Genomic DNA, 13,404 nt, shown 5'->3' on the forward strand with positions numbered 1-13,404 from the left:
GTGTTTAAGCGATTAGTTTTTATTTTGATGCTCATCGGCACTAGCATGACAAGTGTCGCTAATGCTGCATTAGAACTAGTGATCACTGACGGTATTGATTCGGCACGTCCAATAGCGATCATCCCTTTTAAATGGGAAGGCGTAACTAAGTTACCAGAAGATATTTCTGGAGTAATTGCCTCAGACTTGCAGCGCAGTGGTAAATTTAGCCCTGTTCCAACCAGTAAAATGCCACAGACGCCATATAGCGAAGAGCAAGTGAACTTTGGTAAATGGACATCACTGGGCGTTGATTCGTTATTGACGGGTACCATTACACAAAACGCCGAAGGTAGCTATGTGATAAGTTATCAACTGGTCGATATTGTGCGTGGGCAGCTCACTCAAGGCCAAAGCAAAGCTCTATCTCAGGATGGTCAATTGGTGCTGTCTAAAGATCATGTTTTGTTTAATAAAGTAGCAACCGTTCCTGCATCAAGGATGCGTGAATACGCACACCGCATTGCAGACTTGGTTTATGAAGAACTGACTGGTGAACGAGGCGCGTTTCTAACACGTATCGCTTACGTTGTGGTCAATGATAAAGATCCATATCCTTATCAATTGAGAATTTCCGACTACGATGGTTACAACGAACGCTTAGTCTTGCGCTCAAAGCAACCGCTTATGTCTCCTGCTTGGTCTCCTGATGGTCAGACTCTTGCCTACGTCAGTTTTCAAAATGGGCAAGCCGAAATCTTCATGATGAACATTTACACTGGGCAACGTGACAAGCTGACTTCATTCCCACGTCATAATGGTGCGCCCAGATTCTCACCAGATGGTAAAACGCTAGCACTGGTTTTATCGAAAACTGGTAATCTACAGGTCTACACGATGGACTTGGCTACACGTCGCTTAAAAGAAGTTACGGATGGTCGAGCGAATAACACCGAGCCATTCTGGCATCCAGATGGTAAATCATTAATTTTCACCTCAGATCGAGGTGGTAAACCACAGATTTATCAAGTAAATTTATCCGACGGCGCAACCAAGCGTTTAACTTGGCAGGGCAGTCAAAATCTTGGTGGGCAAATTACACCAGATGGTAAATTCTTGGTGATGGTGAATCGTAGTGATTCCGGCTTCAATCTCGCGAAGCAGGATTTAGAAACAGGGGCAATGCAGATTTTAACAAAAACCTTGTTAGATGAGTCCCCAAGTATTGCGCCGAATGGTGGTATGGTGATTTATAGCTCCATCTACAATAAGGCCAACGTCTTGTCGATGGTTTCCATTGATGGACGCTTTAAAGCAAGATTACCGGCAACCAATGGGCGCGTACGTGCTCCAGCCTGGTCACCGTTTTTATAACAAGTAACTGTTTAATAGAAAGGAATAGAAAATGCAACTGAACAAAGTTCTTAAAGGGCTATTGATTGCGCTACCAGTTTTAGCTGTTACCGCTTGTAGTTCAAGCGATGACGCAGCGAACTCAGGCTCTCAAACCAACCAAGCAGCAGTTTCTACTGTTGACGCAAATGGTTTGAATGCACAAGGTCAACTGACTGAGCAAGAACTAAAAGAACAAGCTCTACGTGAAAACCAAACAATTTACTTCGCATTCGACAACGCCACTATCGCTAGCGATTACGAAGCAATGCTGGCTGCACACGCTGCTTACCTAGTGAAAAACCCAAGCCTGAAAGTGACTGTTGAAGGTCATGCTGATGAGCGTGGTACTCCAGAGTACAACATCGCACTGGGCGAGCGTCGTGCTCAAGCAGTATCTAAGTACCTAGAAGCTCTAGGTGTTCAAGCTGGCCAAATCTCTATCGTTAGCTACGGTGAAGAAAAGCCTCTAGTACTAGGTCAATCAGAAGAAGCGTACGCGAAAAACCGTCGTGCAGTTCTGGTTTACTAATTGAGGTGATGCCTCATGTTCAGTAACTTAAAGCACGTTGTTATGCTGATGTTACTGGCAAGTGCAGCGAGCTATGCGCTCGCTGCACCCGCTCCAGTATCTGACCTAGGTAGCAACGGATCCATTGGTTCTGCGAGTGGTTCGCGGAATTCTGAAATCGAACGGCTAGAACGTTTACTCGAAAACCGTAATCTCATGCAGTTGCAAATGCAAAAGCAACTCGATGATATGGCGCTTGAAGTCAATGAATTACGGGGACAAATTGAAAAAAACAACTACGACATGCAACAGATGTTGCAACGTCAGCGTGAGTTGTTTGTAGAACTTGATCGCCTACGTGGTGAACTCAAAACGCCTTCTGCTGCAAGCCAACTTCCCGCAAGTGGTAGTGATGATGCTGCACAAGGTACTTTCAGTAGCGATGCAAATGAGCAAGCTGCTTACCAGAATGCTGTTGATCTGATCCTTAAAAAGCGTGATTACGCGGGTGCAATTGCTGCATTCCAGAAGTTTCAGACTGACTACCCCAATTCAACCTTTTCCGCTAATGCAAGTTACTGGTTAGGTCAGCTCTATTTTGCTAAGAAAGATGACAAAGAAGCGGCGAAAAGCTTCATTGCTGTTGTCTCTCAGAAAGATTCAAATAAACGGGCTGATGCACTTGTTAAGTTGGGTGATATTGCTAAACGAAATAATAATGCCGAACAGGCGCGGAAATTTTATCAACAAGCCATCGACGAATACCCTGATAGCGCTTCTGCAAAAATTGCCAAAGAAAGTCTTAAGTGAGTACTTTAATACAAGAGCTGCTAATGCAGCTCTTGTTCGTTTTACATTGAGGTAATGTTCAGTAGCCCGTCCTTTTAATTGGTATTACTTTCTCAACCATTGATATCATTCGATTTTGCTAGAAACTTTATTTAGGGTGTACAATGCGCCGTCTAAGGAAGTTGTGTAGAGCAAGAGCAATGAGCCACATACTCGATACTATTAATACAGTTTATCCATTTCCCCCTAAACCAACGCCTCTAACGTCCGAGGAAAAGCACAGCTATATTGCGGAGATTAAGCAGCTTCTGGTTGCAAAAAATGCAGTATTGATTGCCCATTACTATACCGATCCTGAAATTCAGGCTCTGGCCGAAGCGACGGGTGGATTTGTGGGTGATTCACTGGAAATGGCCAAATTTGGTAACCGTCATCCGGCAACGACTCTTATTATTGCGGGCGTCCGTTTTATGGGGGAGTCGGCGAAAATCTTGACTCCAGAAAAATGCATTTTGATGCCGACTCTTGAAGCGGAATGTTCACTGGATTTAGGTTGTCCTGCCGATAAGTTCACTGAATTTTGTGATGCGCATCCTGATCACACTGTCGTGGTGTATGCCAATACTTCTGCCGCTGTTAAAGCACGCGCTGACTGGGTGGTGACCTCTAGCATTGCGCTAGAAATAGTTGAACATCTTGATGCAGAAGGAAAGCCGATTATTTGGGGGCCAGACCGCCACCTCGGCTCTTACATTGAGAAGAAAACGGGCGCTGAAATGTTGCTTTGGCAAGGTGAGTGCGTTGTGCACGATGAGTTTTCTGCTGATGCATTACGTAAAATGAAAGCTCTCTACCCAGATGCTGCCATTCTGGTACACCCTGAGTCACCATCGAGCGTAGTTGAGTTAGCCGATGCGGTGGGGTCTACAAGCCAGTTGATTAAAGCAGCAAAAGCTTTACCACAGAAGAAGATGATTGTAGCTACGGATAAAGGCATCTTCTTTAAAATGCAGCAAATGGTGCCGGATAAAGAGTTGATTGAAGCGCCTACGGCAGGTGCTGGAGCCACATGTCGCAGTTGTGCTCATTGCCCTTGGATGGCGATGAATGGTTTGCAAGCGATTGCTAAAGCATTGCGTGATGGTGGTAAAGAGCACGAAATTTTTGTCGATGAAGCACTTCGAGTTAAGTCTTTGATACCTCTTAACCGCATGTTAGATTTTGCCGAGCAACTGAATATGAAAGTTAAAGGCAATGCATAATTACGAATGCCCATCATTTGATGGGCATTTTTCTGTCAATCGATTGCTTGCAGTGTCTGTTAACTTATTGAGCTTCAGCTAAATTGACACCGCGTTGTGTTATACCGCATAACATAACCGGAATGGCATTATAGATTTCAGCAAATTGCTCCAATCCTGTGAAACCTTGCTCGTAAAGCGTCGCGATCGATGTTTCAGGATCGTAGAGCATGCTTAAAGAAAGTAGCACTCCGCCAAGCAGAGTATTATCTGAGCTATTTTCGGGCATCAGAACTTCCCAATCATCACGTGCCAACTGCCAGCCTTGGAGCATCCCTTCACAGAAATCACGAACGTTTTGGTTCACGATCTCTGCTTCATCTAATAAATATCCAGTTGGCCATTGCCAATCGCCTTCAAGCAGTTGTGGCCTTGTTTCATTCCACAGAGAAATGATGTGCTGGAAGTAGTTTTCTAATTGTTCTGCATTGGAGAATGGGGCGACTTCTTCACCGCCCCATAAGAATGGCAGCCATTCTTCGGGAGGTAAAACGTTTGGACAACAAGCCATTGAGGTGACAAAACCAACCGTTTTTGCATGGTTGAGCAATTTATCTTCTAATTCGGACTGTTGAAGAATTTCTTGTAAGGTTTGCATGAGTTCAATGGGTTAAAAAATCAGTGTGAGGATTCTATCTTGAAAGCATGGTGAGAGCACCCGCTTGTTGGCTCTGTGAAGGATAAAGTCACAATTTGGTCCGCCAGAGTGTTACATAGTGCGCAAGTCGATGGAAAATACCGCAGAAAACAGAACTGGCAGGAATTATTTCGCTATAATTTTGTAAACAAAAAGTAATTCAGTTGGTTATGGCTATTCGCTCCTCGCTTAAAAAGAAAAGTATTCTAGCGCTCACCATTTATCTGGCTTTCTTCCTCGCAATTGTAGGAACGCTAAGCTATTGGGGGCTTGAAGTTCCTTTTCGCAAAGAACTGAAGAATAATCTTGCCCTGAGAGCGGAGCTGCTCGCGACTCAAGTGCGTGAGCCGCTGAATAACTCAATCGGTGTACTACAAAGTGTCACCAGCATTGGAAAAAGCGCAACCGATAAGCAAGAGCAAGAGCGCATGTTACGCTCGTTGTTCTCTGTGGTTGACGGGGTAATTATCAGTGGTGGTTTGTGGCCGGATCCCAGTTTGTCTACCGATGAAGCATTACGGTATGACAGCTTGTTTTTCAACAAAGCTGTGGATGGTCAGATCGATCAATTGATCTCATGGAACAATCCTCAAGCGGGGGGATATGACAAAGAGAGCTGGTACCTCACAGCAGAACATGAGGCTGAAGGGCTTTATTTTTGGTCCCCTGTGTATGTTGATGCCTACACGCGAGTGGAGATGATTACTGTCTCCACCCCGTATTATCGAAATGGCGTATTCGCTGGTGTAGCAACGGTTGATTTATCACTGGATGGCTTGATTAAATTTGTTGCTGCAACGGCAGAGCAATACAATTTGGGCGTCAATCTTAAAGATGCCTTCGGGGTAGATATTGTTTCTCATAATTTTCGAACTTACGAACATGCGTTAGTGAGTTATCACAACTTTGGTGAGTTTAACTGGCAGATTGAAGTAGTGAATGCCACTCAACATGTTGATGAAATCATTTTCAATTTAATCATCGATATAGAAAAAAGATTGATGCCGATCCTACTACTGTGCTTGATGGTAGGGTATTTCTTGATCAACCATTATTGGATCCGCCCGATCGTGATGATTGCCAAGAAAGTCAGTGAATCGGGAGAAGGTGAGATTATTGATATTCGCTATCACTACCAAGATGAAATTCGCCATCTTATTGATACTTTTAACCAGAAAACCATTTATTTAGAAGCAGAAAAAGTCAAAGCCCAAGCGTCAACCAAAGCCAAAAGTGCTTTTTTAGCAACACTTTCGCATGAAATTCGTACACCGATGAATGGGGTTCTTGGCACCGCGCAGATCTTGCTCAAAGATGAACTCACCACAAAACAGCGACAACATCTAACTAGCCTTTATGAGTCAGGTGAACACATGATGTCGCTTCTTAATGAAATTCTGGACTATTCAAAAATCGAGCAAGGCAAGTTTGAGCTAGATTATAGCCCGTTCCCATTACGTTCTATTATTGGCAGCATCAAAAGTATTTATTCCAGCCTCTGTTATGAAAAGGGACTCAAATTTCAGCTCCACTCGGAGATCAGTGATACGCGTTGGTATTACGGAGATAAAGCTCGTTTGCGACAAATCGTCTTTAACTTACTGAGCAATGCCGTAAAGTTCACTGAAAAAGGCTTCGTTTCAGTGGATTTGATGGAAGAGAAAACCCATGATGGAAATTACCTCACCATTAAAGTTCAAGACAGTGGGATCGGAATTGCCCAAGAGGCTTTGGGGCGTATTTTTCAACCCTTTGAACAGGCGGAGTCTCATACGACCCGCCGTTTTGGTGGAACGGGTTTGGGGCTAGCAATTGTTAAGCAGATTGCTGAATTGATGAATGGTAGCGTTGTCGTGCACAGTGAAGTGGGGCGCGGTACCTGTTTTGAAGTGAAAGTGAAGCTTTCCATCACAGAGCCCATCAAAGAAGAATTTAAGCCGACGAAAGCCAAAACATATCCAGGGTTACGTGTGTTGATCGTGGAAGATAACCGCACCAACATCATGATTTTGGAGGCTTTCATGCGCAATAAAGGCTTTGAATGCCAAAGTGTCACGGATGGCGAACAGGCTATTGTGGCCTTGCAACAAGGTCAATTCGATTTGGTTTTAATGGATAACCACATGCCGTTAAAAGATGGTATTCAAGCTACACGAGAAATCCGCCAATTGTCTTCGCCACAGTCCAATATCCTGCTTTTTGGTTGTACCGCTGATGTGTTCAAAGAGACGAGGGATCGCATGATCGCAGCCGGTGCTGATGACATCATTGCTAAACCGATTGCAGAGCATGAGTTGGATTTCACGCTTGAACAACATTATGAGCGCCTCTATCAATATCATCCCGAATGCCTATCGGCAGTTTCCGATTAACCCCATCCTATTTCTATTCACTTAGTGTACTTGGGCGATAACATCGCGTTGCTGTATGTAATTAAATTACCAAAATTAAACCCACTAACCGATGTGTTATTTCAAAAAAGCCAAAAACTAGCTATAGATGCTATTTTGGTTTCATTTTCTGGTTGTTTATTTACCTGTTGCGTTCAAAAACAAAGCCTAAAACTAAAATTTCTATGATTTAATAGCACCATAAACTGCCATTTAGGATTAATGGCAGTTCCATGTCTGGCTATGATTGTGAAATTGTAGTGATATATTTTATAGGGGATGTAAATGAAAGCACGTGGTCCATTCTGTATCCGTCACGCAGCGGCTGATACTTTTGCGATGGTTATATTCTGTTTTGTAACAGGCATGATTATTGAAATTTTTGTGTCTGGGATGACCTTTCAGCAATCACTCGCTTCCCGAACCCTTTCCATTCCCGTTAATATCGCGATTGCTTGGCCGTATGGTGTGTTTAGAGATTATGTTCTTCGCCAAGGGCGTAGAATTTCCCCAACCGGTTGGATGAAGAATCTCTCCGATCTCGTGGCTTATGTTCTCTTTCAATCGCCGGTTTATGCCGCCATTCTCTTCACCGTAGGCGCTTCTACCGATCAAATCATTACTGCTGTGGCCACCAATGCATTGGTGTCGTGTGGAATGGGTGTGTTATATGGCTATTTCCTCGATATGTGCCGCCGTTGGTTTAAAGTTCCCGGCTATACAGTATCTGAGGGTTAATACGGTTAAACATTTGCCCTGTTAACTGCCACTCCATTTAATTTGGCCAATTTCAGTTATTACCCTAAATCGAGCAATCAGATCTAGGGAATAAGTGAAACTGGCCTTTTAGGCTAATACTAGGCGCTAAAAGCTCTTGCTACACGACCATCACACTCAATGGTGTATCGCTCAGCATAAGCCGGAATAAAGACAGATTGTCCTTTTCGTACAAGGCATTTCTCACCATTTGCATGTCGCAATATCATTGAAGAATCGAGAGGCAGCACAACTTCTGCACTCTTAACGCCGATAGTCTGCTGAGTCGTAGGTGGGATGATGGCAAATTTAAAATCGGCAACTGGGATCGGATATTGTTCACACCCTTCAATGACTTCAGACTTAAGGCGTAGCTGTTCAAGTGGCTTATGTTTGAACTGAGTACATGTCACCAATTCATTAATATCCATATATTTTGGCGTGAGCCCTGCGCGTAGCACATTGTCTGAGTTGGCCATAATCTCAAGGCCTGTTCCGTGCAAATACGCGTGCGGCGTTTCTGCGTCTAAAAACATCGCTTCACCTGGTTGTAAGGTAATCACATTGAGCATCAGAGGGGCGAATAAACCAATGTCATTGGGATAGTGTTTTTCCAATTCGACGATCAGCTGGAAAAGAGGCAGATCAATCTGCTTAGCTTGAGTCATCAAAGCTCTAAGCGCACGTTTTTTGGCTTCTCCCTGTAATGAGAGTAACCCTGAGAAAAAGTCTCTGAGCCCTTGTTCTGTCGGATTTGATTGGAATGCGTCAACGAGAGGCTGAATCTCATCTATCGATAACTCAATAAAGTAGTTAAGGATTTCCTGATTGGCACGAAAGCCGTTCATGGCTTGGTACTCGGTGAGCGCATAAACCAATTCGGGTTTGTGGTTCGGGTCTTTGTAATTTCGGTGAGATGCCGTGAGCGCAATACCTAATTGTTCCTCTTGAGCGAAGCCTCGTTCTGCTTGCTGTTTGTTCGGATGGACCTGAATGGAGAGTGCATTTTCCGCCGCCAAAATTTTAAACAGATAAGGGAGTTCGCCGAACTGCCGCGCGGTATTTTCACCCAAAATCAAGTTTGGATTTTGTGCAATAAAGTCGGAAAGTTGAACGATTTTACCGTTAATGGCTATACCGGAGCAGCCATTAGGATGAGCGCCCATCCATAGCTCTGCTTGGGGGGCATGGGTTGGGTTTTCGAGATCAAACAACTGCGGCAAAGCGGTTTTACTGCCCCATGCGTAGTTTTGGATAGGGTTGGTCATCGGGAAGAATACTGCCTCTGGTAGGGCTGCATCCTGAGTCGGAATCTGAGTCATTGTCGTCACCGTTAGAAAGATGGCTTGAGTGAAACCTCAAGCCATCGCGAGGAAGGGAGAATTAAGCCGCAGCGGCTTCAAACTTTTGTGAGCGGATTTTTTTGAGCGTCACGCAGGTGATGGCAGTAACACCCGCACCAGCCGCCATACAAAGTAGGGCAAGCAGAGGGTAGTTCATTGCGCCAAGCAGGGCGACTACGGGGCCACCGTGAGCCACACTGTTGGTGATGGCAAAAGAGAATGCCATGACAGCGGCAACCATAGAGCCCAACACGTTGGCTGGAATGACTGACATTGGGTCTTGCGCCGCAAAAGGAATGGCGCCTTCAGAGATACCGACTAAGCCCATTGCGCCTGCGGCTTTACCCGCTTCAAGCTCAGAAGACTCAAACAGTTCGAGCTTACGGCCCATCGCTGTTGCGAGTGCCATGCCGAGTGGTGCAACGGGAATCGCACAGGCCATCGCACCCATAAATTGAGTTTGGCCGCTGGCAATCATGCCTACAGAGAATAGGAAAGCGACTTTGTTGAATGGGCCTCCCATATCAAAGCCTGCCATACCACCGAGTACGATGCCGAGCAGAATAACGTTGCCAGAACTCATGCTAGTTAGTAGAGCCGTGAGTCCATCCATCAGGCTCGCAATGGGGGCGCCAATAACGAAAATGAACAGACCAGCGATAAACAGCGATGCCGTGATCGGTGCGATCATGATCGGCACTAGGGGTTGGATAAACTTGTGATAGTTAATGGAAGTAATCCACTTCACGAAATAACCGACCAAGAGACCCGCGATGATGGCACCGATAAATCCTGTACCTGCATCGGCGCCATAAAAAGAGCCGTTGTTGGCAATCCAGCCACCAATCAAACCGGGAGCGAGCGCAGGGCGATCGGCAATGGCGTAGGCGATGTAGCCAGCAAGGATGGGGATCATCAAGGTAAAGGCCACCACGCCCACTTCAAGGATTTGGTTCCACATACTGCCCGCAGGAATGGCCATACCCGCTTCTGTTGGCTCACCACCCACCGCGAGAGCCAGTGCAATTAAAAGCCCGCCTGTTACCACAAATGGGATCATGTGCGACACGCCATTCATCAAAAAGCGATACAAATCCGAGCGAGCTTGTGAGGCTTTGTTTGCCACCGATTGAGTCTTAACCGTTTCAGCTTGATAAGTTGGCGCCCTTAACGCTTCATTAATCAGCTTTTGTGCATCACGAATTGGCGCTTTCACATTTGTTTTGATGAGGCGTTTGCCGGCAAACCGTGCCATGTCGACTTGTTTATCACAGGCGACCACAATCGCTTCAGCGCGTTCAATTTCTTCCGCACTTGGGCTGTTTTTCACTCCAATCGAGCCATTGGTTTCCACTTTGATCTCAAAACCCAAAGCCGCCGCGCCTTTTTCGAGTGCTTCAGCCGCAAGGTAAGTGTGAGCAATACCCGCCGGGCAACCGGTAACACCGATAATCAGCCCTTTGCTTTCTGCTTGGTTTGCAAGAGGTGTAGGCGCGGATTTTTTCAGCAGTAATTCTAGTGCTTGCTCTGAGTTTTTGGTGTTGAGAAAAGCTTCGATAAAACCTTCTTCAATCAGTTTGGAAGAGAGTTCGGCCAACACTTCAATGTGGTGGTTATCGCCGCCATCGGGCGAGGCGATCATGAAAAAAAGCTTGGAAGGCAAACCATCTTCTGCGCCATAGTCGATACCCTCTCGGCTGACACCAATTGCAACGGCTGGTTGAGTCACCGCTGCACTTTTAGCATGCGGAATAGCGACACCATCTTCAAATCCGGTATTACCTAACTCTTCACGAGCTTGAATATCTTTTAAGAATGCCGCTTTATCTGAAATTCGCCCTTGGGCATGTAGGATATTTATCAGTTCTTCAAATACGGCTTGTTTGGAATTCGCTTGCAGATCAAGCTGAATTAAATCGGCATTAATCAATTGGTTGATCATAGAGACCTCTGTACATTTTATTTTTATGTCAGAGTCATTCTTTAATTTTTTTATTTTTATTATTAGTGCAGAAATAAAGCATTCACTGGAGTATTGTAACCCTATTGGTTGGGTGTGATTTAGATCTCGTAGCGTCTATTGGGGTAGTGAGGCCAATTTTAAGTAATGACTATAGGGTTAATTCATTAATTTTCATTTAGTTATAATGTGTTTGTTGTTATTCATGATGGAGGTTTGTGCTAGAGAATTGGTGTTAACACTGGATTATTGTATCATTCTTGCTTGAGTGTGATGTTGCTCAAAGAGACTCAATGGCATTCGGGGTATACCTGACGTTAATAAAAGTACGATGACGAAGTGAGAGTTTGCATATGATATTTGATGATTTGATTTCCTCGGTGCTTAATGAGCGTGAATCATTTCATCATATTTGGTTTGCGGGTGATTTTCATACACCACCTGAATTCAGTTATCAGGTGAATTTTCCACGCTTAGAATTGGTCTTAGGTGGAGAGTATATAAATGAAATGGAAAGTCATGACCGTAAAGTTACGAAAATAATTGCCAAAGCCGGAGATGCGATTTTTATTCCCGCTAACTGTTGGAATAAACCGAACTGGGATACAGATTGCTCAGTGTTGAGCATGTTATTTGGACGCCGCCAACTAGGACTGAGTTTTGTCAGCAAGCGCAAAGGCGAAGCCAACTTTTATGATATTCAAAAGCATAGTATCCAAACGCGCTCAGGGTTTGCTATTGATAACATCTTAGAAGCGCTCAGCTCATTGGCGCGTGAGAATCATAAAAAACCGATGGATGAGCTGTTGCTGCAAGCTCTCCTTCAATATACCCAGACTATGTTGAATGCTCCGACAGAGCAGCCACAAAACCGAGTGCAGGATCTCTACCAAGGGATCTGTATCTATATCCAAGAGAATTTTCACCGCCCGATCACGCGAGAGAGTATTGCTTCGCGTTTTAGTATTTCTGCCAACCATTTATCGAGGCTGTTTCGTCAGCAAGGGCATATGACCTTGGCCGATTACATTACGTGGGTCAGGGTTGATAGAGCAAAATTTATGCTGAAAAAGTACAACTTTAAGCTCAATGAAGTGGCGCTACGCTGTGGGTTTAAAGATGTGAATTACTTCTGCCGCGTTTTCAAAAATCGTACAGGCCGTACACCAACGGATTATCGCGCTTCAATTTAACAGGCGTGACATCGCGTACATCAGCAGAGCTTGTAAATCAACGCCGCTGCGTGTCAGTAGTAAACGTTCTACCATTTGATCGCACAGTAAATTTCGGGTCAGGTTGGTTGCGGTAATGATTTGCTCTCGATTGGGCTTACTCGGCATCACCAAAGCAATCGCTAAATGCACCTCTCCCATTTGAGAGGCCCAGTCCATCGCCTCATCATTCTTAATAACGGCAACCGCAATGTGTTCTATGTCTGCAAACATCACATGGGGAATCGCAATCCCAGGCGCTACGCAGGTGGAAGAGCGTTCTTCACGTTTGATAAAAGCCAAAATCAACTCATCGGGTGAAACGGGGTAGATCAGTTGCGCTAATCCTTTCAAACACTCGAATTTGGTCAGTGTGGTATGGGCTTTGGCATAGTGCCATTTGACTTCACTCGGCGGGCATATTTGTGGCAGGCGCTCGGCGAGCAGGCTAGAGAACTCATAGTTGATTTTGGAGCCCACGACAGTGTAATGCGCAGAAAGCATGTCTTTAATCACGAAACAGGCGAGTTCAGCATCAATACCGATGGCGGTGATTTGGCATAAATCACCTTCTTGTAATCCCACCTGCAATACTGCGAGAGATTTAGTGAGTTCAGCACTGCGGTTTCTGGCGATGTTGATGATATGTAGGGTACTTTTGAACTTACGCGCAACGCGAGACAGCGGTTGGGCAACATGGGCGCTGGCATTCACATCATTCACCAAGAAGGTGACTTGGAATTCATGCATCATGCCAAGGATCAGCGGCAGTGGACGAGAAAGACTTTATCGACATTGAGTAGCACTTCTTCGATCGAGAGCTTCACCACCTTCATCCCTTCAAATCGTGCAGGCTGTTCGATGTCGATATCGGAGACGATCAACACCTTATCGGCATGAGAGAGGTCATAAGGCGTGAGAGGATTCTCGATACCCATCGCACCTTGAGTTTCCACTTTGATCTGCACATTGTACTTTGGTGCGGCTTTGGTCAAAGCATCGGCCGCCATATAAGTATGAGCAATGCCCGTTGGGCAGGCGGTGACCGCAACAATTTTCATGGAAATCCCTCATTGTTATTTTTGCGGCGATAGTAACATAGCGCTTGGCAAATACTCCGTTTTCGGCCAAGACC

Annotated in this window: 12 protein-coding genes; 7 read left to right on the forward strand and 5 right to left on the reverse strand. The window is 45.1% G+C overall.

Going from position 1 to position 13,404, the window contains the following annotated elements:
- The 4 genes from tolB to nadA all read left to right on the forward strand — a co-directional run bounded on the left by tolB (position 1) and on the right by nadA (position 3,933).
- Positions 1–1,353 carry a Tol-Pal system beta propeller repeat protein TolB gene (gene tolB / locus EPB59_RS04345; protein WP_055051117.1) on the forward strand — a complete coding sequence of 451 codons (1,353 nt, stop codon included), beginning with the start codon at positions 1–3 and terminating at the stop codon, positions 1,351–1,353.
- Between the two features lie 31 nt (positions 1,354–1,384).
- Entirely contained in the window at positions 1,385–1,903 is a 519-nt protein-coding gene (gene pal, locus EPB59_RS04350) for a peptidoglycan-associated lipoprotein Pal (protein WP_055051118.1), read from the forward strand.
- A gap of 15 nt (positions 1,904–1,918) precedes the next feature.
- Positions 1,919–2,692 (forward strand): tol-pal system protein YbgF, encoded by a 774-nt coding sequence (gene ybgF, locus EPB59_RS04355; protein WP_055051119.1) that lies wholly within the window; start codon positions 1,919–1,921, stop codon positions 2,690–2,692.
- A 179-nt stretch (positions 2,693–2,871) separates the two neighbouring features.
- Entirely contained in the window at positions 2,872–3,933 is a 1,062-nt protein-coding gene (gene nadA, locus EPB59_RS04360) for a quinolinate synthase NadA (RefSeq protein ID WP_154171646.1), read from the forward strand.
- 64 nt (positions 3,934–3,997) lie between these two features.
- On the opposite strand, the gene EPB59_RS04365 is transcribed toward nadA, so the two are convergent.
- Positions 3,998–4,570, reverse strand: a complete 573-nt coding sequence (locus tag EPB59_RS04365; RefSeq protein ID WP_055051121.1) for a YecA family protein — start codon at positions 4,568–4,570, stop codon at positions 3,998–4,000.
- Between the two features lie 209 nt (positions 4,571–4,779).
- Between EPB59_RS04365 and cqsR the strand changes: the two genes are divergently transcribed.
- The gene (cqsR, locus tag EPB59_RS04370) at positions 4,780–6,981 is read left to right on the forward strand and encodes a hybrid sensor histidine kinase/response regulator CqsR (RefSeq protein ID WP_195707051.1); all 2,202 of its coding nucleotides are present in this window, start codon (positions 4,780–4,782) and stop codon (positions 6,979–6,981) included.
- Positions 6,982–7,284: 303 nt separating this feature from the next.
- Complete coding sequence (locus EPB59_RS04375) at positions 7,285–7,737, forward strand: L-alanine exporter AlaE (protein ID WP_154171648.1); 453 nt, start codon at positions 7,285–7,287, stop codon at positions 7,735–7,737.
- Positions 7,738–7,856: 119 nt separating this feature from the next.
- On the opposite strand, the gene manA is transcribed toward EPB59_RS04375, so the two are convergent.
- A complete protein-coding gene (manA, locus tag EPB59_RS04380) occupies positions 7,857–9,077 on the reverse strand; it encodes a mannose-6-phosphate isomerase, class I (protein WP_195707052.1) in 1,221 nt (406 codons plus the stop codon).
- A 61-nt stretch (positions 9,078–9,138) separates the two neighbouring features.
- Positions 9,139–11,040, reverse strand: coding sequence for a fructose-specific PTS transporter subunit EIIC (locus EPB59_RS04385; protein ID WP_154171649.1), 1,902 nt, complete (start codon positions 11,038–11,040; stop codon positions 9,139–9,141).
- A 371-nt stretch (positions 11,041–11,411) separates the two neighbouring features.
- Here EPB59_RS04385 and EPB59_RS04390 point away from each other — a divergent pair, with 371 nt between their 5' ends.
- A complete protein-coding gene (locus tag EPB59_RS04390; RefSeq protein WP_000575418.1) occupies positions 11,412–12,251 on the forward strand; it encodes a helix-turn-helix domain-containing protein in 840 nt (279 codons plus the stop codon).
- Here the strand turns inward: EPB59_RS04390 and EPB59_RS04395 are convergent.
- Both EPB59_RS04395 and EPB59_RS04400 read right to left on the reverse strand, forming a co-directional pair.
- Positions 12,243–13,022: a PTS sugar transporter subunit IIA gene (locus EPB59_RS04395; protein ID WP_154171650.1), complete on the reverse strand. Its 780-nt coding sequence runs from the start codon at positions 13,020–13,022 to the stop codon at positions 12,243–12,245. The two genes, EPB59_RS04390 and EPB59_RS04395, sit on opposite strands and share 9 nt — an antisense overlap.
- An 8-nt stretch (positions 13,023–13,030) precedes the next feature.
- Entirely contained in the window at positions 13,031–13,330 is a 300-nt protein-coding gene (locus EPB59_RS04400; protein ID WP_000706152.1) for a PTS fructose transporter subunit IIB, read from the reverse strand.
- Positions 13,331–13,404 lie beyond the last annotated feature (74 nt).

Source organism: Vibrio metoecus, assembly GCF_009665255.1.
GTDB lineage: Bacteria > Pseudomonadota > Gammaproteobacteria > Enterobacterales > Vibrionaceae > Vibrio > Vibrio metoecus_B.